Consider the following 26,028-nt stretch of genomic DNA (forward strand, 5'->3'; position numbering starts at 1 on the left):
AGGCTGTAAAGCGAGTGACTGAGTCGGCAGATGCAGCCGAGTTACAGCCAGCCCTGCGCACGCATCCAGTCGTCGTTGTAGATTTTGCCCAAATAGCGCGTGCCATGGTCGGGCAGAATAATAACCATGGTGTCGTCCTCTTTCAGGTGCTCCCGGGCATATTCTAAGGCGCCGTGCACAGCCGAGCCACAGGACCAGCCAACAAACAACCCTTCTTCTTTTGCCAGACGCCGTGTCATGACAGCAGCATCTTGATCGGTTACTTTGATGAACAGGTCAATCAGATCGAAGTTAACATTTTTGGGCAAAATGTCTTCGCCAATGCCTTCGGTCTTGTAAGGATAGATTTCGTTTTCGTCGAAAATACCCGTCTCCTTGTATTTTTTGAACACGGAGCCATAGGTATCAAGGCCTACTGCTACCACGGCCGGGTTTTGCTCCTTCAGGTACTGCGCCGTGCCGCAAATGGTGCCGCCGGTGCCCACACCGCAGGCCAAGTGCGTAATGGTGCCTTCCGTCTGCTTCCAGATTTCGGGGCCGGTGCCTTCGTAGTGCGCCGCTGTGTTCGACATGTTGTCGTACTGGTTCGGGTAGAACGAGTTAGGCGTTTCCTCGCTCAGGCGCTTGGCCACCGAGTAGTAGGAGCGTGGGTCTTCGGGCGCTACGTCTACGGGGCACACCACTACCTGGGCTCCTACGGCGCGCAGAATGTCCTGCTTCTCCTTGCTCTGCTTGTCGCTCATCACGAAGATGCACTTGTAGCCACGGGCAATGGCTGCCAGCGCCAGGCCCATGCCCGTGTTGCCGCTGGTACCTTCGATGATGGTGCCACCGGGCTTGAGCAGGCCGGCTTTCTCGGCGTCCTCAATCATTTTCACGGCCATCCGGTCTTTCACCGAGTTGCCGGGGTTGAAGTATTCTACCTTGGCCAGAATGGTGCCTTTGATGCCATCGGTGACGCTGTTGAGCTTCACCAGCGGCGTATTGCCAATGGCTTCAATGATATTGTTCAGGTACATGCGTAAGCGTGAGAAGTGAGAGGGGGAATTTGCGTGAGAGAACCACAAAGGTACGGATTTCGGCCGGCCGCTCCAGCCAGTTGTTCTGTATTGTCCAGATACACTTTCCAGGATTTTCCCTTCAACTCACACTGCTATAGCTCTTTACCCCGGCGTTTTCAACTCCGGAATCATTCTGATGCCAACCGCAGATTCATCTGGTTGCCTTTCCTCTGATTCTCACCTTGCCCCGCCCCCAAAAAAGGCTACTTTTGCACACCGGTTGCCCCATAGAGGCTGCCTCCCCCACCCCAACCGAATAACTCCTCTAACCCCCTCTTCTAATGAGTGTTCTGGTAAATAAGGATTCTAAAGTGATAGTACAGGGCTTCACCGGCTCTGAAGGCTCGTTCCATGCGCAGCAGATGATTGAGTACGGTACCAACGTGGTTGGCGGCGTAACGCCCGGCAAAGGCGGTACCATGCACCTCGACCGTCCTGTGTTCAACACCGTAGCTGAAGCCGTAGAGCAGGCCGGTGCCGATACCAGCATCATCTTCGTGCCTCCGGCTTTCGCCGCCGACGCTATTATGGAAGCGGCCGACGCAGGCATTAAGGTTATCGTTACCATCACCGAAGGCATTCCGACCAAGGACATGATTGCGGTGAAGGAATACCTAAAAGGCCGCGAGGGTCTGCGCATGATCGGGCCAAACTGCCCCGGTGTGATGACCGCCGGTGAGTGCAAAGTGGGTATCATGCCCGGCTTTATCTTCACGAAAGGCAAAATCGGTATCGTTTCGAAGTCGGGCACACTGACGTACGAAGCTGTCGATCAGCTCACCAAGGCTGGCCTGGGCCAGACCACGGCCATCGGCATTGGCGGCGACCCCATCATCGGTACTACCACCAAAGAAGCGGTGGAGCTGCTCATGAACGACCCCGAAACCGAAGGCATCGTAATGATTGGTGAGATTGGCGGCGGTATGGAAGCCGAAGCTGCTCGCTGGATCAAGGAAACTGGCAACAAGAAGCCCGTAGTAGGCTTCATTGCCGGCCAGACCGCACCTCCCGGCCGCCGCATGGGCCACGCCGGTGCCATTGTAGGCGGTGCCGACGACACGGCAGCTGCTAAAATGGCCATCATGCGCGAGTGCGGCATCCACGTTGTGGATTCGCCCGCTGAAATCGGCGACACGATGCTGCGCGTACTGAGCGGCAAGTAATTCAGTAACTACCTACTGACAAAAGAAAAGCCCCGGCCTAGGCCGGGGCTTTTCTTTTGTCAGTAGGTAGTTACTTAGGCGCCAGAACCGTCTGTGGAAGATGAAATAAGTGAGGGCGAATCACAATGCCGGCCCCAATGAGGGACGAAACTGGCGTTAGGTTGCGGTAGTCGGGGCTGCGGCTGTCGGCGCCAACAGCGGCGGAAAGGCCGAAGGTGGCCTGGCCCTGAATGACTCCGCGCCCAACGCGAATGAAAACCGTTGGTTCCAGAAAGAAACGGCTGGATGGCTCAACGGCCACCTCGTCCCGGCGCAGGCGGCTATAGTCGACGAAGGTGCCGCGCAAGGACGTACCGAAGCTAATACGCTTCAATTGCCGGGCCACATACACCTGCCCGTAGTAGCGCCGGTAGTTGGCCCGATAGTGTACCGTCGGGCCCGAGAAAAAGAGCAGCTCGAAGTTAGGATCATAAACACTGGCTTTGGCGAAGCCGATACCGCCGATGGCAGCCAGATAGGTTGCCTGGTCCTTGCCCAGCAGCCGATACGTGCCCACGCCCAGTCCCGCCTGCCGATGCACATTTTGGTAATTGACGGTCACGTTGTTGCTGGTTTCGCTGCCTTTGCTTGTTTGCAGCGCGGTTTCGGCAGCCAGCAGCAGACCCGGCGCCGGCGACCAGGCCGCACCTACTTCCAGGCTGGAAGTGCCGCGCGTACCAGCCGTGATTTCTACTTCGCCCTTGCTACGAAGCAGCGGAGTGCTGGGTACAGTGGGCACATACACGGCGCAACCACTCAGCAGGCCGATCAGGGTTGGCAGAAAGAAGGAAAGTAGTTTTGGTTTCATAAGAATATTCCGACAGGGAGAGAAAGTAGATTTCAAGTAATCAGCTAAATATGGCCATCTGAGGTAACAGGAATAGACCTAGCGGCTTCTCAGAAAAGGCTGCCAGCCGATACCCATACCGAAGAACGGAGTTGGAACTCCGGCAGAAAACCAACGGTCCGTTTGGCCAGCCGAGTCCTGGTCGCCCGGAGCTTTCAGATTGCTCAGTGATATGCCCATTGTAGTCTGCCAGAACCAGGCGTCGCTCCACCCGATGCGCCGGCGCATAGCCAAGGCCAGCTCGTGGCGATACGTACCAAAATCGGGAATAGAGTTGCCGTCGTTTACCACCTCGGTATACTGAAGCCGCGACAGCCGATAGGTGAGGCTGGCCGCCCCGAAAGACCCTATTCTGGCAATACCGACCTGCCCAAACAGCTTGCTATACTTCCCCTGGCGCTGCTCGCAGCCCCAGGCGCAGGTTTGCCGATTGACAGCCGCATATCCGCCGCCGCCAGTAGCATTCATCAGCCAGTTATCGTTCAGGTGCCAGTAGCGGCCTACTCCTAACTCACCCTGTTGGGTACGCAGATACTGCTGACCACCGAGTTTCAGGCCGAGAGAGCCGCTGCCGGTCAGCACTACGTGCGGCAATGGCGAGTAGGCAGCTGTAGCTTCCACACGGGCCGAAGGCTGCACGCTGGCTGTCACTTCCAACTGGCCGCTTTCTTCTACCAGCGGCATGGTGGGTGTCATGGGGGCATACACGGTACAGCTGGTTAGGGCGAGGCCGCATACCGCGTAAAAGACAGCTTTCATAGAGGGTTACATAAAGTCTGCCCGAAGTAGCTGTTCTTTCTCCCGAATCCCGAATCAATTCATTCGGGTATCAGACTTTTCAAACGCGAGTTTCAGGTTACTTAACACACCCAATACTATTCTAATAGGCTTTCAGCAGCTTTTATCAACCCTTACAATCTGACTTTTGCGGCGGGCCAATTCCCTTACTTCTCGCCGTCCTGACCACCCAGATTAACCACGATACCGAGCTGAAACACCGAGTTGGCCGCTTTCAGATATTTGCGGTGAATGAGCCCGAAGTTGCTGCCACTAATCATCTGGAGTTGTAGCGGCCCCAACACCTGAATACGGGTGTAAGTAATGGGTTCGAGGAAAATATTGTCTTCGGGAGCGTGGGCCACTCCGTTGAGCCGAAACCCATTGAGTTGCACGTAGCTGGCGCGCAGGGCCGTGCCGTAGGTGAAAGGCCAGTCGCGGCCCAGTACATGGAAGCTTTTCTTTTCCTTGGAAGTGTAGTTCACCTGCAGGAAATATTTGTTGAGCGTGCCTTCGCGGGTTTCGGTGGGCACGTTGGTTTCGCGGCTGTATTCGGTGTATTTGGTACTGCCCACGCCTAGGCCACCATACACTTCAAGCACACGTCGGTCTTGGCGGAGGCGGGTGAAATAGCCGAGGCCCCCTTCCACAAAATCGTGGTCCTGGGTTTGGCGGTTGTCTTTGGAGCCGAAGAAACTCTGCTTCTTATCGGCGTGCAGGAAAGAGGCCGACCCCATGACACCCAGATGGTTAGAAATGGCGTAGGCACCCTGCACGGCCGTGTTTTGGCTGAAGTTGGTATGAATGCCGGCGCTCCACTCGCCCTTTTGCGTGAGCAGCGGCACTTGAGGCGGCGGCGGAAAGTAAAGTGACGTGCAGCCGGCCAGCAGGGGCAGCAGCAGAAGCAGAAGCGCGCGGAGCAAAACGGGCATTGGATGCGGTGGCAGGTCGGAAAACAGGAATCGGAGGCAAAACGCGTAAAGCGGAGTTTCGTTGTGTGGCAGCCGCAGGCTCGTCAGTTGCGTAGAGCCTGTCAGACCCACGCAGGGTAGGTTCCCGTTTTCAAACTTCGTGTTTTATGCCCAATACTCAGTACGACGCGCTTATTATCGGTTCGGGCCAGGCCGGCAATCCGCTGGCAACTGCGCTGGCCGACGCCGGCCAGCGTGTGGTTCTTGTAGAGGAAAATCTGCTGGGCGGCTCCTGCATCAACTATGGCTGCACGCCCGTGAAGGCCATGCTGGCCTCAGCGGAACGCGCCCACCAGCTGCGCACGGCCGCCGACTACGGTATGCAAGCTCAGGAACCCGCCGTGGATATGGCGGCCGTGGTGGCCCGCAAAGACGAAATAGTACAGGCCATGCGCAACGGGGTGCGCAGCAACCTGACGCAGGAGCGCCCCGGCATTACGGTGCTGCACGGGCACGCTACGTTTGTGGGCCCGCGCACGGTGGAGGTGCTACTGGCCGGTGGCAAAACCCAGCAACTGACCGCCCGCAAGGTGTTCATCAACACCGGTACCCGGGCCGCTGTTCCCGATATCGAAGGGCTGCAGGAGGTTCCATTTCTGACTACCACCCAGCTCCTCGACCTGAAAGAACTGCCAGAACACCTCGTGATTCTGGGTGGTGGCTACATCGGACTGGAGTTCAGCCAACTCTACCGGCGCTTAGGTAGCCGCGTCACCATTGTCGAGTCACATCGGCAGCTGCTGGAGCGCGAAGACGACGACGCCTGCATCGGGCTGACGCGGGTGCTGGAGGCAGAGGGCGTGGAAGTGGTGCTGGGAGCGAAGGTGCGCAAAGTGAGCCACAAGGAAGGCACCTACACGCTCACGGCGCAGACAGCCGCCGGGGAGCGGCGTATTCGGGGCACGCACTTGGTAGTAGCAACAGGCCGCCGCCCCAACACCGACACGCTGGGCCTGGGTGCCGCCGGCGTACAAACGGACGAAAAAGGCTACATCCAGGTGAATGCGCGTCTGGAAACCAATGTGCGCGGCGTGTATGCGTTGGGCGACGTGCACGGCGGCCCCCAGTTCACGCACATCAGCTACGACGATTTCCGGGTAGTGCGCGACAACCTGCTGCGGGGCAAACGCCGCTCGGCTAAACAGCGCCCCCTGCCTTACTGTGTGTTCACGGAGCCCCAGCTGGGCCGTATCGGGCTGAATGAGGACCAGGCCAAAGAACAGGGCGTGTCCTACCGCGTAGCCACCATGCCGGTGCGCACCATCGGGCGAGCCCGCGAAATAGGCCGCACAGAAGGCTTCTGGAAAGTACTGATCGGCGACGATGACCGGTTGCTGGGCGCGACGGTGCTGTGCGCCGAGGGCGGCGAAATCATGAGCATGTTTCAGTTGATGATGGCCGGCCGTCTGAAGTACCAGCAGATACAGGATATGGTGCTGGCCCATCCCTGCTGGGCCGAAGGGCTGAACAACGTATTTACGCAGCTGAAAAGGCCCTAATGAGTCGGAAATCCTATAATGCTACACACAACAGAAGCCTCCGCAACTTTCGTTCGGGGGCTTTTTCACGAAGCAGGCATTAGGACAGAAATAATGAAGTCATTTAAGAATTATTCCCTAATGAGCAGTCGTAATGTTTCAATAAGCTCTGCATGCAATGGACTTTCTAAACAGCGTCATTATTCCCTTAATCATTTTTTGACTTTCGCTGATTACCGAGTTGAAACACGATGCCCATACTTAGCATGGGCACCCCCGATAGGTTACGGTTAGCTTCGTAGATAGCCCATTTATCAGGTCCGTACTCGGGTTCTTTCTGTCGGCGTCCTTGCGGAACGGAGAATCCGCCCGCTATCTGCCAATGCCACCGCATAGTCTGTTGGCCTAATTTATGGCGGTAAAACCACAGGGCCTCATGATATAGCAAACGAGAAATAGGAATAGCGCCTGCTTCAGCCGGATAGAAGTAGTCGAGTGCATCGAAACGCACCTGACTAAGCCGATACACAAAGCCCGCATTGCTCTCTGTCGAATAGCACACGCCACTTACCTGACCATATAATTTGTGGTAGTGCGCGCGGTACAACGTGTTGCTGCCCAGAACATCCAGCGAGTTCTGGTTGCTTACAGCCCGACCATATCCCATCAGTCCATTGATCTGCCACTGCGGCCCCAATGCCCAATACGTCCCAAGCCCTACCTCACCCTGCAAGGTACCCAGCGGCTCCACAGTCTGTCCCCGGGGGCGCACAGCACCGGTTCCAGATAATAGCAGATGCGAAATAGGAGAATACACGGCACCAGCTTCCAGCCGTATGCTGTGCTGCAGGCTGGTGGTCAGTTCTACTTCTCCCGCTTTACGAATAGTGGAAATGGCAGGCTGCATAGGCGAATAGGCCACGCAACTGCTGAGAAAGGCAACTCCTGCCAATATCATTAATAGAATAGAACGAAGCATATCTGAGAAGATGAAAAACCTTTTTCAATCTACTTCTTCCCCCTTTCTGCTTACTAACCAAAAGTAGCGGGTATCTGACTTTACCAGGGGCGGTTATTACAGTTCTTCTGCCATAGATTCATGGTCCAGTACTTCAACTGGATTATCATTTTGCTACTGTATCAGACTTTAGGAAACTATAACGCGACCTCCATAAGCAAACAGATGGTTTGATCTGGCCAACAAGGCCACCACAAAAGAGCCCCCGCAACTTTCGTTACGGGGGCTCTTGTCACGAAACAGGTGTCTGCTTACTTAGCGTAGGCCACGGCGCGCATTTCGCGGATGACCGTGATTTTGATCTGGCCGGGGTACTGCATTTCCTTCTCAATCTTCTGGGAAATTTCGTAGCTCAGCTCCGAGGCGCGCTCGTCCGTCACGTTCTCAGCATCTACCATCACGCGCAGCTCGCGGCCGGCCTGAATGGCGAAGCACTGGTTCACGCCCTTGAAGCCGTTGGCGGTTTCTTCCAACTGCTTGAGGCGTTTGATGTAGCTTTCCATCATCTCGCGGCGGGCACCGGGGCGCGAGCCGCTGATGGCGTCGCAGGCCTGCACGAGCGGCGAAATCATGGCCGTCATTTCGATTTCGTCGTGGTGGGCGCCAATGGCGTTTACCACGTCGGGGTGCTCCTTGTACTTCTTGGCCATCTCCATGCCCAGAATGGCGTGGGGCAGTTCGGGTTCCTCGGTGCTCACCTTGCCGATGTCGTGGAGCAGGCCGGCACGCTTGGCTTTCTTCACATCCAAGCCCATTTCGGCGGCCATGGTGGCGCACAGGTTAGCCACTTCGCGCGAGTGCTGAAGCAGGTTCTGGCCGTAGCTGGAGCGGAAACGCATGCGTCCCACCATCTTAATCAGCTCGGGGTGCAGGCCGTGAATGCCGAGGTCGATAATGGTCTTCTCCCCGATTTCCACGATTTCCTCATCAATGTTCTTGCGGGTTTTGGCCACAATCTCCTCAATGCGGGCCGGGTGAATCCGACCGTCTTTCACCAGCAAGTGCAAGCTCAGGCGGGCCACCTCGCGGCGCACCGGGTCGAAGCCGGAGATAATAATAGCCTCCGGCGTGTCGTCCACGATGATTTCGACGCCGGTAGCGGCTTCCAGCGCCCGGATGTTGCGCCCCTCGCGGCCGATAATCTTGCCCTTTACATCGTCGGATTCGATGTTGAACACCGACACGCAGTTCTCAATAGCATGTTCAGCAGCGGTGCGCTGAATGGTTTCGAGCACGATTTTCTTGGCGTCCTTGGTAGCGGTGAGCTTGGACTGTGCTACCACGTCCTTGATGTAGGAAGAGGCCTGAATCTGGGCCTCGTTCTTGAGCGACTCTACCAGCTGCTCGCGGGCTTCGGCGGCGGTGAGGCCGGAAATGGTTTCCAGCTGCTGCTGCACATGCTGCTGCTGCTCGTTGAGCTCCTGTGTACGCTGCTCCAGCTCCGCTTCCACTTCCTGCTCGCGCTGCTCTAGCTTGGCCAGCTGGGTTTCGAGAGTAGCGCGACGCTTCTCTTCCTGGGCTTCCAGCTTTTCGCGCTGCTGCTGGGCCTGCGCTTCAATTTTTTCGCGGGTGGCATCCAACTCGGTTTCCTTGCGCTGAATCTGCTCCAGTTGGCGCTGGGTGGTCTGGGTGAGCTGCTTAATGCTCTGCTCCTGCTCTACTACGGCGGCGCGGCGCTCAGTCAGTTCTTGGTCGAGGGCCTGCTTCTGACGGCGGCTTTCCTGCTCCCACTCCTGCTTGAGGGTGCGGAACTTGTCTTTCGATTGTTGAATCCGCTCGTCGCGGGTGCGGGTGGCTTGCTGCTCGGCTTCGGCCAGCAGTTGTTGGGCGCGCGCTTTCGCGTCGGCCTCGTGGTCCTGCCGGGCCTTACCGGCCAGCAGGCGCCCCACCACGATGCCGACCACAAGGGCCAACACGGCGGCAAGAGCAATATAAACAGAGGTGGACATGGGCTATGGATTAGAGAAAGAAAGGAAATCCCATAACCCGGCAAAAGGCCAGATGCCAAACAACCCCGCCGCGCCGTTTGCGCCACCGGGGTTTCAAGCTCTGCTAACTACGCGGGTGCGTGCGTCTGGTATCTTCAGACGAGCACCACTCCCGATAACAGCTCGTCGAGGCGTGCGAGGCGCTCGGTCAGAACCGTGTCGGTACCATCTTTTTCCTTACTGACTTTCAGGCGGTCAGCCATCGTGGACAGGGCAATCATGGCCAGCAGATCCTGCTTGTCCTGAATGCCGTATTGCTCGCGAAATTCCTTGATCCGCTCGCCCAGCAGACGTCCGGCCATACGGAGTCGCTCCTCATCCTGAGGCTCAACGCGCATGGGGTAGTCCCGTTCGGCAATGCGGATTTTAATGGATAGTTCGCTCATGGGAGCAGTCGTGGGTGGGGTTCGGTGGTGATGGTTACTCCCTCAAATAGGCAAGGCACTTATCTATTTCGCGGATGTATTCGTTGAGGCGCAGTTTAAGCTCGTTGACATTGGCCGGTTCACCGGCTATGGTATTGACAAGTTTAGTGATATTCTCCTGATTGTGGAAATCCTTCAGCTGCCGCTCCCGGTCGCGCACGTCGGCCCGTAGTTGCTGAACTGTAGTTTGTGCATCGGCCAGCTCCTCGCGCAACTGCTGATAGGCAGTCACTAAGGTGTTCACCTGCCGCTCCAGGCGGTCTAGTTGAGCAAGTTGCTGAGAGGAGGCCATGCAGATAAAGAATTTTCAGGCAGGTAAGGTAAGTAGTAGCGCGAACTTTGCCATTCCCTTTTCGTGGCGCTATAGTTCAGGTTACCGAATCAATAGCCCAGCAATAGGTGAATTTGCCGGCTCGCGCTACTTGCTACCGCCGGATGACGGCGCCGGCCTGCTGCTCGAACTGCTGGATGAGGCGGTTCATCACCGAGTCGATGGCTTGGTCGGTTAGGGTTTGGGTGCTGTCCTGCAGGAAGAAGCTCACGGAGTAGGATTTTTTGTCGGCACCCAGGTTTTCGCCTTCGTACACGTCAAACACATTTACTTGCTGCAGGAGTTTCTTCTCGGTGCGGCGCGCAATCTGCTGCAACTGGTCGAAAGTCACCGTTTTGTCTACCACGAGGCTCAGGTCACGGCGTACTTCCGGGAACTTGGGTAGCTCGCGGGCCACGAGGCTGTTCTTGTACTTCTTCATCAACCAGTCCCAGTCCAGCTCGGCGTACCACACCGGCTGGCTCACGTCGAGCTTCTTCAGAATGGCGCCCGAAACGGCTCCAAGCTGCGCCACCGGCTGGTTCTGGGCCAGCAGCGTAAGGCCGCCCGCTAAATACGGGTGCTGCACCGGCTGCGAGGTGGCGGCAGGGAAGCCCAGCGAAGCCAGTACCTGCTGCACCGCGCCGGCCAGCTGGTGGTAGGTGCTTTTGTCGGACTTCTGCTGCCAGGTTTCGGCGGCGGTGTTGCCGGTCAGGTAGATGACGAGCTGATTCTTCTCGTCGTACTCACCGTTGGCTTTGCGGTGGTAGGTTTTGCCGAACTCATAAAGCTTCAGGTCGCGCTGGCGGCGGTTTACGTTGTGGCGTACTACTTCCAGGCCGCTGTGCAGCAAGGTGGGGCGCAGTACGTTCAGTTCGGCGCTGTTGAAGTTGAGCAGGCGCACCAGTGACTCGTCCGTTTCACCTTCCTTCTCGAAGTAGAGCGAGTTGGTGATGGAGTTGGTGATGATTTCGGAGAAGCCCTGCCCGCTGAGCAGCCGCGCCGTATTCTGGCGGATGATTTCCGGGTCAGGATTCGGGAAAGTAGCCAGGAACGAGGCGGAGTTATGAGGGCGCAGGGCCACATGGTTGTAGCCGTAGATGCGCAGAATTTCCTCAATCACATCGGCCTCGCGGGTCACGTCTACCTTGTGCGGCGGCACCGACAGAATCCACTCGGCGTGGCCGGCCTCATTAGTCAGTTCTTCGGCAATTAGGATATCGAGGTCCGTCAGGATCTGGCGAATCCGTTCGGGCGCAATGAACTGGCCCACCAGCTTCTCGACGCGGGGCAAGCGCAGCCGCACCGGGAAGTGCGCAATGTGCGTGGGGTACTCATCTACGATGGGGGCGGCTATGGTAGCGCCGGCCACTTCCTGTAGCAGCAGCGCCGCCCGCTTCAGGGCCACGGGCACCATGTACGGGTCGGTGCCCCGCTCGAAGCGGAAGGAGGCGTCGGTTTTGAGCTGGTGTACCTGGCCGGTTTTGCGCACGGTGGCCGGCTGGAAGTAGGCGCTTTCCAGAAATACGCGGGTAGTAGCTTCGTTCACGCCCGAGGTCTTGCCGCCGAATACGCCGGCCAGCGCCATTGGGGCACCATTAGCATCCGCAATAACCAGGTCCTCGGCACGCAGGGTACGCTCGGTGCCATCGAGGGTCGTGAACTTCTCTCCAGCTTCAGCACGCTTCACCCGAATGTGGCCGCCCGTAATTTGGTCGGCGTCGAAGGCGTGCAGAGGCTGGCCCAGTTCGTGCAGCACGAAGTTGGTAACATCCACTACGTTGTTGATGGGCGACAGACCGATGCTGCGCAGGCGGCGCTGCAGCCACTCCGGCGACGGACCTACCTGCACACCCGTTAGTAGCAGACCAGCATAACGTGGGTTGGCTTCGGCGTCTGCGATAGTCACCTTGATGTTCTGCGTGGCCTTGGCGGGCGCGTGGAACTGACTGATATCGGGCAGGTGGCAGGGCTGGCGGAGCAGGGCGCGCAGCTCGCGGGCCACGCCGAAGTGTGAAGCGGCGTCGGCGCGGTTCGGGGTCAGCCCGATTTCGAACACGGAATCGGAGCCCAGGCCGAAGTAGTTGGCGGCGGGCGTACCGTTGGGCAGGTCGGTGTCCAGCACCATGATGCCGGCGTGCGACTGGCCCAGCCCGATTTCATCCTCGGCGCAAATCATGCCCTCGGAGGCCGCGCCGCGAATCTTGGACTTCTTGATTTTGAATGGCTCGCCCTGCGCCGGGTAGAGCGTGGCACCTTCCAGAGCCACCACCACACGCTGGCCGGCATCTACGTTGGGGGCGCCGCACACAATCTGGCGGATGGTGCCGTCGCCTACGTCTACGGTTGTGATGCTGAGCTTATCGGCATCGGGGTGTTTCTCGCGAGTCAGGACGGTGCCAAGCACCACGCCGCGCAGGCCGCCAGGTATGCTTTCCAGCTCCTCAATGCCTTCTACTTCCAGCCCGGAGCCGGTCAGCAGCTTCCCGATTTCTTCGGCGGGTTTGTCGGTAGAAATAAGGGTACGGAGCCAGTCGTAGGATATTTTCATTACAGTTGTCGGTTGTCGGTTGCCCGTGTTCAGGCCTTGTGGGAGCCGATTGGCGGGGCAAAGGTACGGATTCGGGCGGGCGGCTTCACTGTATTGGCGGGCCGTTACTGGCTTTGGGGTGCTGAGTGGCTGCTACTCGTGAAATTCCTTCTCGCCGGCCTTGATTTCCACGGGCAGACGGTTGTCCTGCGGGGGTACCGGGCAGGCAAAGCCGTCGTTGTAGGCACAGTAGGGATTATACGCCGTGTTGAAATCGAGCACCAACTCGGTGTCGCCGGAAGCGGGCAGGGCCGCATCGAGGTAGCGGCCGCCGCCGTAGCTGCCGTGGCCGTTGGTGCGGTCGGTGAAAGGTACAAAAAGTGTGGAGTCCTGGCCGTTGGCTTTCAGAAATAGCGTCAGCTTATACTCCTGCTTATTGAGGATGAAGGAGGCGCGGCCCCACCGCAGGTACTTCTCGGCTTTGCCATCGGTGAGGGGCACTTCTACGGTGTCGCGCTGCGGAAAGGCTTCCAGCTGCGCTTCAAAGCGGTAGGCGTTGTCGGGGGCGTAGTACTTCAGGCTGTCGAAGGTATTGCGCTGCTCCTGGCTGAGCGGGGAGCCCTGCACACGGCGGAAACTGTCGTTTTTATCCTGCCGGGCTTTGCGCAGGCGGGCTAAGTACTGGTCGTTGTTGAAGACAATGTCCTGTAGAAAGTAGCCGAACACAAGCAATAGGCCCAGGCCAATCAGCAGTTTGGGATTGATACGCATAGGCGTAAAGGTAGCTTCGCAGCCCGCTTTTCGCTTCTATCCGTCCGTCAGGCTTTCGCTAGAGCATGCCTTCGTCGGCAAAGCTGTAGTAACCAGAATCGGTGTAGATGAGGTGGTCGAGAATGGGCAGGTCGAGGAACTGGCCCGCTTCCTTGAGCTTGCGGGTGAGGGCAATGTCAGCGGCGCTGGGGTTGCGGTTGCCGCTGGGATGGTTGTGGACGAGGATGACCGACGAGGCCAGTTGCTCCAGCGCCTCCTTAAAAATCAGCTTGGGGTCGGCGACGGTGCCCGCCACGCCGCCCCGGCTGATGCTGATGGTGCGCATCACCACATTAGCACGGTTGAGCAGTACCACCCAAAATTCTTCGTGCGGCAAGTCCTGCAGGTGGGGCTGCACCACGCGGTAGATGTCGCGGGAGTTAGTGATGGTAGTGCGGGCCGGCGCATCGGCCTCTTTGCGGCGGCGGCCCAGCTCCAGGGCGGCCACAATGGTTATGGCTTTGGCCTCGCCGATGCCTTTCTGGCGCATCAGCTCTTTCAGCGAGAAGCGGGCTAGCGCATTGAGGTCGTTGTTGGCAGCATTCAGCACCAGCTTGGCTACATCCACAGCCGAGAGTTTGGCGGTGCCGGAACCCAGCAGAATGGCCAGCAGCTCGGCGTCGGAAAGGGCGGCGCGGCCTTTCTGCATCAGCTTTTCGCGGGGTCGGTCTTCCTCGGCCCAGCTTTTGATGCCAAAGGAAGCAGGCGTTTCATACGGGGCCGGTATAGGGCCAGCGGGTATATTTTCGGTCAGATTGTCAAACTCTTGCATAGGGCACCGTTGTTGTAGCGCCCGGAAAATAAAGCAAAAACCTCGTTTCCCCGTCTACTCCACTGCACCTGCCCGGTGAACCAATTCCGGCTGGCCGAGTTTCTACCCCCGATATGTTTCGTTCTCTTTCTGGTATTCTGTTTCTGCTGCTGTTTCTGGCCGCCGAATGGTACGGCTTCCAGGCCATCCGTACGGCGCTGCACAGCGCTTCTCCCGTCACGCGCAAAACCGCCGATTTTTTCTATTGGCTCATTACGGTGCTGCTCTGGGGCATTGCCATTTGGGCTATGGCTACCCGGGCGCAGGGCCACGCGCCCTACAAAGCGTACCTAACCAGTATATTGCTGGGGCTGCTGGTAGCCAAACTGGTCGTGCTGCTGTTCCTGTTCCCCGAAGACCTAGTGCGTGGCGTCCGCTGGCTGGTTCAGCGCTTTTCCGGCCAGCCGGCCAACTCGTCGGGCACGGCTATTTCGCGTAGCGAGTTCCTGAGCAAAGCCGCGCTGCTTACCGCTGCCGTGCCATTTGTGGCGCTAGCATGGGGAATGCTGAAAGGTGCCACCGACTACCGCGTGAAGCGCGTGACCCTGCGCTTTCCCAACCTGCCCGCCTCGTTTGATGGATTCAAACTGTTGCAGATTTCGGACCTCCACACTGGCAGCTTCGCCAGCAAAGAGCCTTTGCAGCGTGCGGTGGCGCTTATCAATCAGCAAAACGCCGACCTCGTGGTGATGACCGGCGACTTGGTCAACAACATTGCCACGGAGGTAGAAGACCACATCGAGACGCTGGCCCAAATCCAGAGCAAGGTGCAGAAGCTGTCTATTCTGGGCAACCACGACTACGCCGACTATGTGGACTGGACCGAGCAGGGCGGCGCGGCGGCCAAAACTGCCAACTTGGACCGGCTCAAGCAGAATCACGCCAAAATAGGCTGGAAATTGCTTCTTGATGAGGCACACCACTTGGAGCGCGACGGCGAGAAAATTGTCATTCTGGGCATTCAGAACTGGGGCGCGGCCATGCGCTTCCCTAAGTACGGCGACCTGGCCAAGGCCCATGCCGCCGCCGATCCGTCAGTGCCCTTCAAGATCCTGCTTTCGCACGACCCCTCTCACTGGGATGCGCAGGTCCGCCCTGAGTTTCCGGATGTGGACCTGACGCTTTCCGGCCATACGCACGGCATGCAGTTCGGTGTGAATCTGCCCTTCTTCAAGTGGAGCCCGGTGCAGTACGTGTATAAGCAGTGGGCCGGGCTGTATCAGCAAGGCAAGCAGTACCTGTACGTGAATACCGGGCTCGGCTATATCGGCTACCCAGGCCGTGTGGGGTTCCTGCCCGAAATTACCGTGTTTGAGTTGCGCCGGGCTTAGTTGATCCTGCCGGATACATCTCGAAAGCAGAGCCGCCGCAGTAACCTGTGGCGGCTTTTTCGTTTGTGTTTTTTCCGTTTGGTAACCGCTAAGGAAGCTGTACCGTATACGCGCCATTAGGATTTTCCTACCCTACTCTCTCCTTTTCCACAACCTCTCTAGTCATGAAAAAGACCCTGTTCCTTCTGTCGGCAGTTGCCTCCCTCTCTCTGGCATCCTGCTCCGACAACAAAACCACCGATACGGCCACAACCACTTCGGGTGATGGCATGACAACTACCACGACTACGACCACCACCACGGCGTATTCGGATGAGGCTATTCAGCAGCGCGCCGACCGGATTGCAGCTGCTATGGCCGCAAAAATGAAGTTTGACGACGCTACCCGTGAGAAGGTACGCACGGTGTACATCAACCGCGGCAAGCGCCTGGGCGAGCTGCAAACCCAGTATGCCACCGATACCACCGGTATGGCTGCGGCCATGCGGACGGCCTATTCTGATGCCGACATGGAGCTGAAAACCGTCTTCACAGACCCCACGCAGTATTCGGCCTACGAGTCGAGCCGCACGGAATACATGGATGACATGTACATGGACGACGCTTCGATGCAGGCCAACTCGACGGACATGAGCACGACGACCACTGAAACGTCGGGCACTGCCGCCGGTACTGCTACGGAAGTCAGCAAGATGAAAGTAAAAGCCGACGGCGACGTAAAAATCAAAGACGTGGACGGCAACAAAATGAAGATGGACGGCGACGATGGCACCGTGAAAGCCAAAACCGCCGACGGTGACAAAGTAAAAGCCGAGTAGTCTTCTGCTGTATTTAGCAAAGCGAAATAGGCTGCTTACCCGAAATCCACACCATTCGTCGGTATGAATTTTTAGTTGGCCGATTATTGTTTCTCTTTTCCCGGAAAAGCCCGAACCTGCAACGGTCCGGGCTTTTTTTGGCTCTGTTGTTGGCTACCTTGCCGGTTGCTGGCGTTATTTCTGGTTGATGAGCTATCTGAATTTACTTTTTGGCGCTGTGTCGCACCTGCTCCGGCCTTTGGTCAGCAGCGTGAGGTTCTTGGCTGGTTTCGTGCTGCTACTCCTGTTTTCTGGTACAGCCCGCGCCCAAGTGCGCGTGTCGGGCTCGGTGCTGGAAGCCGGCACAGGCCGCTCGATTCCGGGGGCCGCCGTCATTGTGCAGGGTACAGGCCGGGGTACCGTCGCCGACCCCGAAGGCGACTTTCGCATTGATGTAGGCAACCGCGACACGCTGGTTTTTCGGGCCGTAGGCTTCAAGACGCGTCGCGTGCCGATGGGCAATACCGGTCTTTCGCAGCTGGTTATTCAGGTGGCTATGATGCGCGACAGTGTGATGCTGGGCGAAGTGCGCGTAACGGAAGGCCGCCCCGACAGGGCCGCCATCAACCGGGCGCTGCGCAATATCAAGAGGCCCAGCACCGCGCCTGCCAGCGCCGTGAAGCGCCCCCCGGCTCCCCGGCCCCTGTTCCCCGTCGACTCGATTGCGCCGCGAGCAGTAGTGCCTACTCTGGCCAGCCCCGTCAGTCTGATTTATGAGCAATTCTCACGGGCCGGCAAGGAGCGCCGCAAAATGGAGGAAATCCAAGCTCAGGAAGCCGCCGAAAAGGCCCAGAAGGCACGTTTGAAATACAACAAGAACTTCAAGGACAACCGTGGCTACGAAGAGTAGCTGGTGAGGTGGTAACGTAGCTGGATAAAGAAAATCATGCTGAGCATGATGCTGTTCTTTACCAACCCACCACCCGACCAACTCGTAAGCCCGAAGATGAAAATCGGGTATCCTTGTATCAATCAGTCACTCGACTGCACTTCCTCGACTACATTCCGGCTGGCTTCCTACTCCGATGAGCGGGTAGAGCAGACCGTGGCAGCCAATCTGGCGTGTCTGCAGCGCATTCTGGAGTATAATGTGGCGCATGGACTGCTGTTCTTTCGTATCAGTTCCGGCATTGTGCCGTTTGGCTCTCACCCCGTCAACACCTTTCCCTGGCAGAGCCGCTTCGCACCAGAGTTCCGGGCCATTGGCGACTATATAAAGGCCCACAACATGCGGGTGTCGTTGCACCCCGACCAGTTTGTGGTGCTCAACTCGCCCAGCGCTGATATTGTGCAGCGCAGCATTTCCGAGCTGGTGTATCAGGGGTCGATGCTGGACTTGATGGGTCTCGACAACACGGCCAAACTACAGATCCATCTGGGCGGCCTCTACGGCGACCGGGACGCGGCTATTGAGCGGTTTATCGCCACATTTCATACCCTCCCAGCAGCAGTGCAGGTGCGGTTGGTAGTCGAAAACGACGACCGGCTGTTTAGCCTACAGGACTGCTTGCGGCTGCACGCAGCTACCGGCACCCCCATTCTCTTCGACAACTTCCATCATGAGTGCCTCAACCATGGCGAGCCGATGGCTGAAGCGCTACGCTTAGCGGCGGCTACCTGGCATCCTACGCGGGACGGCGTGATGATGATGGACTACAGCTCTCAGTCGCCGGGGGAGCGGAAAGGCAAGCACGTAAGCTCCATTCAGGAAGACCTGTTTCGTGGCTTCCTGCACGAGTTGGGTAGCTTAGACGCCGATATCATGCTGGAAATTAAAGACAAGGAAGCCAGTGCCCACCGGGCCTGCGGTATTCTGCGCGGCCTGTCGCTGGTGCCGCCCGCACCGGCTGGCTACACGGCTCCTACCTTCCCTCATACTCCTACAGATTCTGCTGCTCTGGCCCCACGCAAAGCCCGCACGCCGAAGAAGCCGGTAGCTGAACGGTAACCTTCGGGTGTATTCAGCTGTTTTTCCGTTTTTATCCTCTCTTTTTTCTACTTCCTATGACCACCGACCTGCTCAATGCTACGCTTCATTCTTTGCAAAACGGCCTCACGAGTATTCCGCTCAGCGCGGCCATGGACAATACCGAAACCTGGCAGCAGCAACTGCTGCACAGCGGCGAACCTGCGCTACAGGACATCGGCCGGGAAATCGGCAATCTGCAGTCGTTGCTGAGCAGCGGTTCGCTTAATGCCGAGCTCATCGGCCGCTCACTGAATATGCTGGGCTCCCAAACAATTCAGGCCGCTGCCCACGCTGATACACCTCTGCAAGCCAATCTGCGGGCTCTCGGCGACGTGCTGCTCCAGGCTGGTGCCAAGCTGGAGGAGCAGCCAGCAGGCTAAAAAAGGATGTTTACCAGACATAGCAACGCCCACCCTGTGACCAGGGTGGGCGTTGCTATGTCTGGTTTTTTTAAGCGTATTAGCGCTGAGTCGGAACGGTGCTTTGCGGAGTAGTGCGGCGCGGCGTAGTACTCCGGGGCGCGGTGGGTGTGGTGGCCCGGCGTGCCGGTGCATTTGGCTGCACGGTGGTGCGGCGCTCCATTGTGCGCTCTTCAATCGTGGCAGGGCGCTGCAGCGAGGGCTGGTCTACGGTAGTACCAGTGCCCACCCCAGTACTGATCTGGGTTGGACTGTTGCCCAGACCAACCTGCGTGGGACTGGTAGTGGTAGGAGTGCGCTGGTCCAGCGTGCCTGGGTTAGATGGCGCTGCCGGCGGAACCGTAGTTTGATTCTGGCTACCGCCCCGTTGTGGTGAGGTGGGTGTCATCTGAGCCTGCGCTGTAGAAGCGAATAGAATGGCGGCAAAAAGCAAAGTCGTTTTCATGATGCGTCTGATATGGAGTAACGGATGCTGGTATAGCTCCTATCCCACTCCATACGACCAAACTGCAGGCACCGCCTGAAAAGAAGAATCTTATTACAGTATAAAATTTTGATATTCAATGCGGTGCATATATTTACTCATAGCAAAACCAGCAGATTAGGAAGCTACCAACGCTGGCTGTACGCAGCTGGAAAAGAATAAAAAAGCCCCTCTGCACAGAGGGGCTCCGAGGAGTAAGACCAAACGTTTCAAGATGTCAGACAGCCTGGCTATTAAGCTTATACTGCCTCGTTTGGAGCCGTCATCTGCTCAGCCTGGTACCGTGCCAGCAACGACGGGCTAACTACTACCACGGTAGCATAGCCCTTAGGCATTTCGTTGTAGAGCAAGCGCAGTTGAGCGTTTTCCCAACGTTGACCTGTAGCAGCGGAGCCAGGACCGTAGCTCCGGGTCAGGAGTGCCTGAATCCCGCGGCAGTTTGCCTCACCCAGCACACGCACCTCAATGCAGCATAGCTGGTCTTTGTAGAAACCGTAGCTGATGCCCGTTACGCGGTAGCCACCCAATGTAAGGGGCTCTCCGGGGCGGGTGTAGTAGCTGATGGAAGTTGGGGCACCAAGCCGTTGCTCAGGCACTAGCCGTCGGAAACTCTGCCGGGGCATACCCAGCCAAGTGGTGCGCAATTCTGCCGCCAGTTTCTGCGAACGGAAAGTGGTTTCGCGCTGTCCTGTGCTGCTCGCTGGTTGTATGGCCCAGGCGTTCAGGGTAGAAAGCAGCAAAAGCAGGAAGGTCAGCCCGTGTTTCATAGCTGCAGCAAGATAGCAAAAGACACGGCTAAATGCCTGATAGCTCGCCTGATTAATTCTACAAGAACAAAATTTCAGTAGGTGGTTCTGCTTCCTTTCGCTCTGTGCCGGCCTAGTGTCACAGCCTTTTTAGCGTTGACCCACACTGCCTTTTGCTTCGGTGGCTTTCGGTGCAGCAGGTCCCGAGGTACTTGCCGGTGGCCCCAGGTAGCTGGGTTTCAGTCCGCCAAAATCAACTACCAGCTTTTCGAGCACCACGCCAGGATCTACGCGCCAAAATTTCAGCACGTGCTTACCCGGTTTGGCCAGTGTATGGGTCGAAGTCTTGAGAATGATGTTTTCGGCCACGGCCTTTTCCCAGGGCTTGTTGCCGTTATCGGCCACCATACCGGTATGCAGGTTGATAATCTGCGGCGCTTCCTCATCGAATGATACGGCATAGCGCAGGCCCTGGCTACCGTTAAAATCCAAGGTAGGAGCCAGATATGCCTGCACCGTTACGGGGCCGGCCTGAGCCAGCGTGAGCTGATATTCCAGGTGCGGACTGGTGCCGCCCGGAACGGCTGTTGGGGCCGCCGTAACCGGAAACGTGGTGACAGCTCCCGCTGTGCGGCCCAGATCAGGCAGGCGCTGCCAGATGATGGAGCCGGCATTCACGGCGTGCGTATACTGCTCGGCGTCAAGTGAAATAAACTGGCTGCCGTAGTCCGCTGCCCGAATCGTCGGCTCCGCAAGCTTTGTGATTTTATTGGCAGGCAGGTTCACTACATCCGGCATCTTATCTACGGGCGGCTGCTGCCAATTGGTATAGCCAATATGGGTCTGATCCATCATGTGGTGCCATTTGCCATTGGCTACGGCGTGGTAGCGGCGCGTAATTTCCGCGTCTTTGGCAAACAGCGCCTTGGCTTGCTCGGCCAGCGAATTGGTAGTGGAATACCCTTCTTTGGCGGCCTGCCGGTTGCGGGCCACTGTGTAGTACAGTTCGTTCAGGTTGGCGCAGGCCTGCACCGGGTGGAGCACTAGTTGGTAGTAGGCGTCACGGTACTGGGCGGGCAGTTGCGGGCTAATGGCCTCGGCTTGGGCTAACAGGCGTTGGTAGTCGTTCACGACGGTGGCCCACTCGCCGGTAGCCAAGCTGTAGGTATCGGCATCGAGCAACTCAGGTTTGCGACGGGCGTTGTACTTAGCGTATTTGGCCAGAATGTCGGCAATGCCAGTGTCGTGCTTTGGGCCGAACTGCCGGGCTGCCCACTGCCGCGAATAGTCGTCAACTTGGTCGGCGCTAATTCGGTCAGGATTCCAGGCGTAGTCCAGGAAGAAACTGATGGGAAATTCCATGGGCTTCAGGTCGCCCACGTTCACAATCCATATTTGGTTGGCGCCGTACTCGTAAGCCAAGTGCATCTGCTCCCAAATGCGCGGCAGCGGGTTCGTGTTGAGCCACTTGTAATTGCGCGGTCCACCCACATAGTCGAAGTGGTAGTAGATGCCATAGCCGCCGGCGCGGGGCTTGTCCCCTACCTTGGGCAGTTTGCGAATGTTGCCCCAGTTATCATCGCACAAGAGCAGCGTCACGTCGTCGGGCACGCGCATACCTTGGTCGTAGTAGTCCTGCACTTCTTTGTAGAGCGCCCAGAGTTGGGGCGTCTGGTCAGCGGGTTTGCCGGTTTCCTCGGCAATGATGTTGCGCTGGTCAGCCACGATTTTTTCCAGCAGGGCAATATTGCTTTCCTGGCTCATGGGCTCGTCGCCGTCGCCGCGCATTCCTACTGTTACAATATTTTCGCGGGTGCCCATGCGCTTAATGCCGCCTCGCCAGAACTCCTGCAGAGTGGCCGCGTTGGTCTGGTAGTTCCAAGCACCCTTGCCCGCGTGCTTCCACTCCTCATGGGCCCGTGTGAGCGGCTCGTGGTGAGAAGTGCCCATCACAATGCCGTATTCATCGGCCAGCACCGGGCTCTGCGGGTCATCCACGTTGAACATGTTGCCCCACATAGCGGGCCACAGATAGTTGCCTTTAAGGCGCAGTATCAGCTCGAACATGTGCACGTACATCTTCGAGTTGACGCCCCCAAACTTCTCCTTCGACCAGTTCTGCAGCGCCGGGGCTTCGTCGTTGATGAAAATACCCCGGTATTTCACCTTGGGCGTGCCCAGCGAGTGGGGGCCGGGCGCTACGTACAGCGCCGCTTGCGACTTGGCCGGCACATCGGCCCACCAGTACCACGGCGACACCCCGATTTGCTGCGACAAGTCGTAGATGCCGTAAATGGTGCCGCGCTTGTCACTGCCCGCAATTACCAGGGCCCGCTCTACGCCCGGCAGCGGCTTTTCTACCACCTGCAGCACGAAGGTTTCCCACTGCCCCGCCACCTGCGACACGTCCAGCTTCTTGGCTTTTACCAGCCCATCAATCAGCGGACTTTTGCCAATGGTGCCAATCAGCACGACTTCCTTACCACTGGGTGCTTTATCCGTCGTGAAAGTAGGTGTGAGCTTGGTGACGCGGTTGATGTCGGCCTGCAAATCCCGGGCAGCGCGCAGCACCCCCGGCCAGTCGGAGCTGCTGGCGTAGAGACTGGCCGTTTTGCCCGAAGCCACCAGCGGAAAGCCATTTTCACCTTTTTCTGAGGAAACATACACGTCTTCCAGTAGTACCGCTTTGGTTGTTTGGGCCCGGGCTACGGAAATCGAAAACAGCAATACCAGAGCTAGCCAGCCTAGATAAGAGCGGCACGCAGCTTGGTAGCCGGATTGAGTGGAAGGCGGAATTTTCATCTAAAATCGGGTAGAAAAGGAGCGGCTGTATTCTGTCTGTCATCCTGAGCCCTAGAAGGGCCTTCTGCCGGTTGAACGACTCGTGCCAGTGTGACAGAATCCTTCCCAGGCTCAGGATGACAGATGTCTTCTTATCAGATGTCTAAAACTTTACTACTTCCCAGAAGGCCTTTTTCGGCTTTTGGTTCTGATCAAACAGCAGCGGGTAGTTTTTGCGGCCGGCCACGGGGTAGGTGTCCAGCCACGTGTATTTGTCGGAGATGTTCCAGAACGTGACGCCGGTCAGCACTTTTTTATAATCGCGGAACACGCGGAAGAACATCTTATACTGCTCGGCCTGCTGCTGCTCCAGCGCGGGCGTGTACGCGTCCGACTCACCGGGGCGCTTCTCGCGGCGTTCTTTTTCCCAGGGATAAATCGAGACGTCAAGCTCAGTAATCTGCACCTTTAGCCCTAGCGACGCATACTGTTCAATAGCCTTGCGCAGCTCAGCCTCCGTAGGTTCCTGCAACGACCAGTGCCCCTGCAACCCTACCGCGTCGATTGGAACGTTGGCGTCCTTGAGCTTCTTGAGCAGCCGGTATACTCGCTCCCGCTTCTCGGGCCGCTCAGTGTTGTAATCGTTGTAGAACAGCACGGCTTTGGGGTCGGCCTCGTGGGCATACTCAAAGGCTTTGGCAATGAACTCCTCACCGCAGATCTGGTACCACTCCGAGTTGCGCAGAAACTCTTGGGGGTTGTCGGAAATAGCCTCATTCACCACGTCCCAGGCGTAAATCTTGCCCTTGTAGCGCTTCACGACGGTGAAAATATGGTCGTGCAGGCGCTTAAGCAGTACTTCTTTGCTCACTGGCTTGCCGGTAGCATCCTTGAAAAGCCACTTGGGCGTCTGCTCGTGCCACAGCAGGTTGTGGCCGCGCACCTGCAGCTTGTTGTCCTGAGCAAACTGCACAATTGCGTCGGCGGCGCGCCACTCGTAGCGGTTTTCCTCCGGATGAATCGGCCCCATTTTCATGGCGTTTTCCGGCGTGATGCTGTTGAACTGCGCCTTAATCAGCGCCCCTTCCGCTCCCTTTAGCCCCGCCGGCGACACAGCCACGCCCACCGGAAAATAATCCTTGTAGTAATCCTTAAGCCCTTTTTCAGGTGCTTTTTGCTGGCTGCTGATAATCGTAAGGCTGATGAGCAACAGGCCGGCAGCGGTAAGTTTGCGGAAGGTTGAGGTAGGTTTCATAGGGCTGCTTTTTAATAATCTTGGCCGTCTTGCTGAGCGAAGGCGAAGCATCTCTATAGCATTGGTAAACATTGGCCTTGCAACGCAGCGGAAGAGATGCTTCGCCTTCGCTCAGCAAGACAGTTACTATGGCACGCGAGATGTCTCCCGCTGGTCGACATGACGTTCTATTGTATTCCTGCTGCTACTTCAGCGCCAACACCAACACCGACTGCGGCGGCAACTCAACAGCTAGGTTGGCACCCCGCTTTTTGGCGTCTTTGAAGTCGGCCAGCTTCACCTTATTCGGGTTGTCGAAGGTGTTGTAGTCGTTGACGTTGGCTGAGGTCAGAATGCGGCCCGACACCGTTTTCCAATTCACGCCGGGCAGGGCGGCTGCCAGCTGCAGGGGCTTTTTCGTATCGAGGTTCACGAGGGAAATGTGCACCGCGCCGTTAGCATCTTTCGAAGCCGAGGCATTGAGAGCCGGCAGCTTCTGGCCGTTCAGCACGTACTCGGGACTGGTGAACTGCAACGGTACGAACTGCGCGTCCTGGTGCACCTGGTACAGGTCGAAGACGTGGTAGGTGGGCGTGAGTAGCATCCGTTCCTTGTCGGTGAGTACCAAGGCCTGTAGCACGTTCACGGCCTGGGCCAGGTTAGCTCCGCGCACCCGGTCGCAGTGGTTATTGAAAATATTGAGTGTGGTTCCGGCTACCAGCGCGTCGCGCAGAGAGTTTTGCTGGTACAGGAAACCAGGGTTGGTGCCGGGCTCCACATCAGTCCACACGCCCCATTCATCCACAAGCAGCGCCACCTTCTTGTCCTTGTCGTACTGGTCCATGATGGCCGCGTGTTTGGTTACCACAGCTTCCATTTTCAGGCAGTTCTTCATTGTGCTGAAGTACTCCTGCTCGTTAAATCCGGTAGCTTTGCCCTTGCTACCGGTCCAGTTGCCGGTGGGCAGCGTGTACTGGTGCAGCGTCAGGCCCCACATCTGGTCGAGCGGAATGTTCCTCATGCACGTCTCCGTCCAGTTGGCATCGTCGCCGTTGGCTCCGCTCACAATCCGCTTTAGCTTGGGGCTCCCGGGGTAGTTGTGGGCAAAGGTTGCGTAGCGCTTGTACACGTCGGTGTAGTAGTCCACGGTCATGTTGCCGCCGCAGCCCCAGCTTTCGTTGCCGATGCCCCACATCATCACGCCATAGGGTTCAGGGTGGCCGTTCTGCCCGCGCTGCCGGGTGAGCGGCGTATCGGCGTTGGAGTTCAGATACTCCATCCAATTGGCCATTTCCTGCACTGTGCCGCTGCCGACATTGGCCGCTAGGTACGGCTCGGCACCAATCAGCTTGCAGAGCTCCAGGAATTCATGCGTACCGAAGGAGTTGTCCTCCACGGCGTCGCCCCACCAGGTATTAATGGTCTGGGGGCGTTGCGCGGTAGGCCCTACTCCATCGCGCCAGTGGTAGGCATCGGCGTAGCAGCCGCCGGGCCAGCGTAGGTTGGCCACTTTGATGTTGCGCAGCGCCTCCACAATGTCCATTCGGATGCGTCCTTGTTTTGGCACGTTCAACCCCTGGTCAACCCAGAATCCGTCGTAAACGCAACGCCCCAGGTGCTCAGCGAAATGCCCGTAGATATGCTTGCTGATTCGCAGGGTTGGGTCGGTAGGTGGCTGCACGGTCAGGCGTACGGTTTGGGCCAAGGCCGGTAAAGCCAGCATCAAGCTCAGCCCGGTAGCTACTGCCATCGAGCCGCGCAACCGGCTCCGCACATAGGTTTTCAGACGATGAGCAGCATTCGGAGATGCAAACATAGAAGCGGAAAAACGCTGAAATCGGCCCCAATCGGAAGCTCGATGCTTTGCTGCAGTTGAAAACGACCCCGGCCAGCCTTCCCCCAGGTTCCCACTCCTTTTGTCAGGCCGGCCGGTTTCGTTTGTACTTTTTGCTTAGTTCTGCTTGTGCCATGTGAGGCAG

General features: G+C 57.6%; 22 protein-coding genes and 1 pseudogene. 7 read left to right on the forward strand and 16 right to left on the reverse strand.

Annotation, left to right across the window (positions count from 1 at the left end; genetic code table 11):
• Window positions 1-44: 44 nt before the first annotated feature.
• A pseudogene (locus H4317_RS15880) lies at window positions 45-1,019 on the reverse strand (PLP-dependent cysteine synthase family protein); the annotation flags it as partial.
• A gap of 323 nt (window positions 1,020-1,342) precedes the next feature.
• Here H4317_RS15880 and sucD point away from each other — a divergent pair.
• Window positions 1,343-2,224 (forward strand): succinate--CoA ligase subunit alpha, encoded by an 882-nt coding sequence (gene sucD, locus H4317_RS15885; RefSeq protein ID WP_185887550.1) that lies wholly within the window; start codon window positions 1,343-1,345, stop codon window positions 2,222-2,224.
• A 70-nt stretch (window positions 2,225-2,294) separates the two neighbouring features.
• Here the strand turns inward: sucD and H4317_RS15890 are convergent, their stop codons facing one another.
• The 3 genes from H4317_RS15890 to H4317_RS15900 form a co-directional block, all read right to left on the reverse strand.
• On the reverse strand, window positions 2,295-3,071 hold the full coding sequence (locus tag H4317_RS15890) for a hypothetical protein (RefSeq protein WP_185887551.1): 777 nt from the start codon (window positions 3,069-3,071) through the stop codon (window positions 2,295-2,297).
• A gap of 78 nt (window positions 3,072-3,149) precedes the next feature.
• Entirely contained in the window at window positions 3,150-3,869 is a 720-nt protein-coding gene (locus tag H4317_RS15895; protein ID WP_185887552.1) for a hypothetical protein, read from the reverse strand.
• 185 nt (window positions 3,870-4,054) lie between these two features.
• Entirely contained in the window at window positions 4,055-4,819 is a 765-nt protein-coding gene (locus H4317_RS15900; protein WP_185887553.1) for a hypothetical protein, read from the reverse strand.
• Window positions 4,820-4,965: 146 nt separating this feature from the next.
• Here H4317_RS15900 and H4317_RS15905 point away from each other — a divergent pair, with 146 nt between their 5' ends.
• Complete coding sequence (locus H4317_RS15905; RefSeq protein ID WP_185887554.1) at window positions 4,966-6,357, forward strand: mercuric reductase; 1,392 nt, start codon at window positions 4,966-4,968, stop codon at window positions 6,355-6,357.
• A gap of 187 nt (window positions 6,358-6,544) precedes the next feature.
• On the opposite strand, the gene H4317_RS15910 is transcribed toward H4317_RS15905, so the two are convergent.
• The 7 genes from H4317_RS15910 to radC form a co-directional block, all read right to left on the reverse strand.
• Entirely contained in the window at window positions 6,545-7,315 is a 771-nt protein-coding gene (locus H4317_RS15910; protein ID WP_185887555.1) for a hypothetical protein, read from the reverse strand.
• A 290-nt stretch (window positions 7,316-7,605) separates the two neighbouring features.
• Entirely contained in the window at window positions 7,606-9,303 is a 1,698-nt protein-coding gene (rny, locus tag H4317_RS15915) for a ribonuclease Y (RefSeq protein WP_185887556.1), read from the reverse strand.
• Between the two features lie 134 nt (window positions 9,304-9,437).
• Window positions 9,438-9,728, reverse strand: a complete 291-nt coding sequence (locus H4317_RS15920) for a cell division protein ZapA (protein ID WP_044014150.1) — start codon at window positions 9,726-9,728, stop codon at window positions 9,438-9,440.
• Between the two features lie 34 nt (window positions 9,729-9,762).
• Entirely contained in the window at window positions 9,763-10,059 is a 297-nt protein-coding gene (locus H4317_RS15925; RefSeq protein WP_185887557.1) for a hypothetical protein, read from the reverse strand.
• A 133-nt stretch (window positions 10,060-10,192) separates the two neighbouring features.
• Window positions 10,193-12,628, reverse strand: a complete 2,436-nt coding sequence (gene pheT, locus H4317_RS15930; RefSeq protein ID WP_185887558.1) for a phenylalanine--tRNA ligase subunit beta — start codon at window positions 12,626-12,628, stop codon at window positions 10,193-10,195.
• Between the two features lie 132 nt (window positions 12,629-12,760).
• Complete coding sequence (locus tag H4317_RS15935) at window positions 12,761-13,378, reverse strand: DUF1684 domain-containing protein (protein WP_185887559.1); 618 nt, start codon at window positions 13,376-13,378, stop codon at window positions 12,761-12,763.
• Between the two features lie 58 nt (window positions 13,379-13,436).
• Window positions 13,437-14,189: a RadC family protein gene (gene radC / locus H4317_RS15940; RefSeq protein WP_185887560.1), complete on the reverse strand. Its 753-nt coding sequence runs from the start codon at window positions 14,187-14,189 to the stop codon at window positions 13,437-13,439.
• 113 nt (window positions 14,190-14,302) lie between these two features.
• On the opposite strand from radC, the gene H4317_RS15945 reads away from it, so the two are divergent.
• The 5 genes from H4317_RS15945 to H4317_RS15965 all read left to right on the forward strand — a co-directional run bounded on the left by H4317_RS15945 (window position 14,303) and on the right by H4317_RS15965 (window position 18,765).
• Window positions 14,303-15,559 (forward strand): metallophosphoesterase, encoded by a 1,257-nt coding sequence (locus tag H4317_RS15945; RefSeq protein ID WP_185887561.1) that lies wholly within the window; start codon window positions 14,303-14,305, stop codon window positions 15,557-15,559.
• A 164-nt stretch (window positions 15,560-15,723) separates the two neighbouring features.
• Window positions 15,724-16,377 carry a hypothetical protein gene (locus H4317_RS15950; protein WP_185887562.1) on the forward strand — a complete coding sequence of 218 codons (654 nt, stop codon included), beginning with the start codon at window positions 15,724-15,726 and terminating at the stop codon, window positions 16,375-16,377.
• A gap of 217 nt (window positions 16,378-16,594) precedes the next feature.
• Window positions 16,595-17,266 carry a carboxypeptidase-like regulatory domain-containing protein gene (locus H4317_RS15955; RefSeq protein WP_185887563.1) on the forward strand — a complete coding sequence of 224 codons (672 nt, stop codon included), beginning with the start codon at window positions 16,595-16,597 and terminating at the stop codon, window positions 17,264-17,266.
• A 45-nt stretch (window positions 17,267-17,311) separates the two neighbouring features.
• Window positions 17,312-18,364, forward strand: a complete 1,053-nt coding sequence (gene uvsE / locus H4317_RS15960) for a UV DNA damage repair endonuclease UvsE (protein ID WP_260625704.1) — start codon at window positions 17,312-17,314, stop codon at window positions 18,362-18,364.
• Between the two features lie 56 nt (window positions 18,365-18,420).
• Window positions 18,421-18,765: a hypothetical protein gene (locus H4317_RS15965; RefSeq protein WP_185887564.1), complete on the forward strand. Its 345-nt coding sequence runs from the start codon at window positions 18,421-18,423 to the stop codon at window positions 18,763-18,765.
• Window positions 18,766-18,844: 79 nt separating this feature from the next.
• On the opposite strand, the gene H4317_RS15970 is transcribed toward H4317_RS15965, so the two are convergent.
• The 5 genes from H4317_RS15970 to H4317_RS15990 form a co-directional block, all read right to left on the reverse strand.
• Window positions 18,845-19,249 carry a hypothetical protein gene (locus H4317_RS15970; protein WP_185887565.1) on the reverse strand — a complete coding sequence of 135 codons (405 nt, stop codon included), beginning with the start codon at window positions 19,247-19,249 and terminating at the stop codon, window positions 18,845-18,847.
• A gap of 278 nt (window positions 19,250-19,527) precedes the next feature.
• Complete coding sequence (locus tag H4317_RS15975) at window positions 19,528-20,055, reverse strand: hypothetical protein (RefSeq protein WP_185887566.1); 528 nt, start codon at window positions 20,053-20,055, stop codon at window positions 19,528-19,530.
• A gap of 129 nt (window positions 20,056-20,184) precedes the next feature.
• Window positions 20,185-22,836 (reverse strand): glycosyl hydrolase 115 family protein, encoded by a 2,652-nt coding sequence (locus tag H4317_RS15980; protein WP_185887567.1) that lies wholly within the window; start codon window positions 22,834-22,836, stop codon window positions 20,185-20,187.
• Between the two features lie 142 nt (window positions 22,837-22,978).
• On the reverse strand, window positions 22,979-24,070 hold the full coding sequence (locus H4317_RS15985) for an endo-1,4-beta-xylanase (protein WP_185887568.1): 1,092 nt from the start codon (window positions 24,068-24,070) through the stop codon (window positions 22,979-22,981).
• A gap of 184 nt (window positions 24,071-24,254) precedes the next feature.
• Complete coding sequence (locus H4317_RS15990) at window positions 24,255-25,865, reverse strand: alpha-N-arabinofuranosidase (protein WP_260625705.1); 1,611 nt, start codon at window positions 25,863-25,865, stop codon at window positions 24,255-24,257.
• Between the last annotated feature and the right edge of the window lie 163 nt (window positions 25,866-26,028).

This window comes from Hymenobacter sediminicola, assembly GCF_014250515.1.
Taxonomy (GTDB): Bacteria; Bacteroidota; Bacteroidia; order Cytophagales; family Hymenobacteraceae; genus Hymenobacter; species Hymenobacter sediminicola.

What these genes read in the sequence shown, in the direction of transcription:
- H4317_RS15950 (WP_185887562.1), top strand. Translation starts at nt 15,724, where the DNA reads ATGAAAAAGACCCTGTTCCTTCTGTCGGCAGTTGCCTCCCTCTCTCTG.
- H4317_RS15945 (WP_185887561.1), top strand. Translation starts at nt 14,303, where the DNA reads ATGTTTCGTTCTCTTTCTGGTATTCTGTTTCTGCTGCTGTTTCTGGCC.
- H4317_RS15920 (WP_044014150.1), bottom strand. Translation starts at nt 9,728, where the DNA reads ATGAGCGAACTATCCATTAAAATCCGCATTGCCGAACGGGACTACCCC.
- pheT (WP_185887558.1), bottom strand. Translation starts at nt 12,628, where the DNA reads ATGAAAATATCCTACGACTGGCTCCGTACCCTTATTTCTACCGACAAA.
- H4317_RS15970 (WP_185887565.1), bottom strand. Translation starts at nt 19,249, where the DNA reads ATGAAAACGACTTTGCTTTTTGCCGCCATTCTATTCGCTTCTACAGCG.
- H4317_RS15965 (WP_185887564.1), top strand. Translation starts at nt 18,421, where the DNA reads ATGACCACCGACCTGCTCAATGCTACGCTTCATTCTTTGCAAAACGGC.
- H4317_RS15925 (WP_185887557.1), bottom strand. Translation starts at nt 10,059, where the DNA reads ATGGCCTCCTCTCAGCAACTTGCTCAACTAGACCGCCTGGAGCGGCAG.
- H4317_RS15935 (WP_185887559.1), bottom strand. Translation starts at nt 13,378, where the DNA reads ATGCGTATCAATCCCAAACTGCTGATTGGCCTGGGCCTATTGCTTGTG.
- H4317_RS15985 (WP_185887568.1), bottom strand. Translation starts at nt 24,070, where the DNA reads ATGAAACCTACCTCAACCTTCCGCAAACTTACCGCTGCCGGCCTGTTG.
- H4317_RS15910 (WP_185887555.1), bottom strand. Translation starts at nt 7,315, where the DNA reads ATGCTTCGTTCTATTCTATTAATGATATTGGCAGGAGTTGCCTTTCTC.
- H4317_RS15905 (WP_185887554.1), top strand. Translation starts at nt 4,966, where the DNA reads ATGCCCAATACTCAGTACGACGCGCTTATTATCGGTTCGGGCCAGGCC.
- H4317_RS15900 (WP_185887553.1), bottom strand. Translation starts at nt 4,819, where the DNA reads ATGCCCGTTTTGCTCCGCGCGCTTCTGCTTCTGCTGCTGCCCCTGCTG.
- H4317_RS15980 (WP_185887567.1), bottom strand. Translation starts at nt 22,836, where the DNA reads ATGAAAATTCCGCCTTCCACTCAATCCGGCTACCAAGCTGCGTGCCGC.
- H4317_RS15890 (WP_185887551.1), bottom strand. Translation starts at nt 3,071, where the DNA reads ATGAAACCAAAACTACTTTCCTTCTTTCTGCCAACCCTGATCGGCCTG.
- H4317_RS15990 (WP_260625705.1), bottom strand. Translation starts at nt 25,865, where the DNA reads ATGTTTGCATCTCCGAATGCTGCTCATCGTCTGAAAACCTATGTGCGG.
- sucD (WP_185887550.1), top strand. Translation starts at nt 1,343, where the DNA reads ATGAGTGTTCTGGTAAATAAGGATTCTAAAGTGATAGTACAGGGCTTC.
- rny (WP_185887556.1), bottom strand. Translation starts at nt 9,303, where the DNA reads ATGTCCACCTCTGTTTATATTGCTCTTGCCGCCGTGTTGGCCCTTGTG.
- uvsE (WP_260625704.1), top strand. Translation starts at nt 17,312, where the DNA reads ATGATGCTGTTCTTTACCAACCCACCACCCGACCAACTCGTAAGCCCG.
- radC (WP_185887560.1), bottom strand. Translation starts at nt 14,189, where the DNA reads ATGCAAGAGTTTGACAATCTGACCGAAAATATACCCGCTGGCCCTATA.
- H4317_RS15895 (WP_185887552.1), bottom strand. Translation starts at nt 3,869, where the DNA reads ATGAAAGCTGTCTTTTACGCGGTATGCGGCCTCGCCCTAACCAGCTGT.
- H4317_RS15975 (WP_185887566.1), bottom strand. Translation starts at nt 20,055, where the DNA reads ATGAAACACGGGCTGACCTTCCTGCTTTTGCTGCTTTCTACCCTGAAC.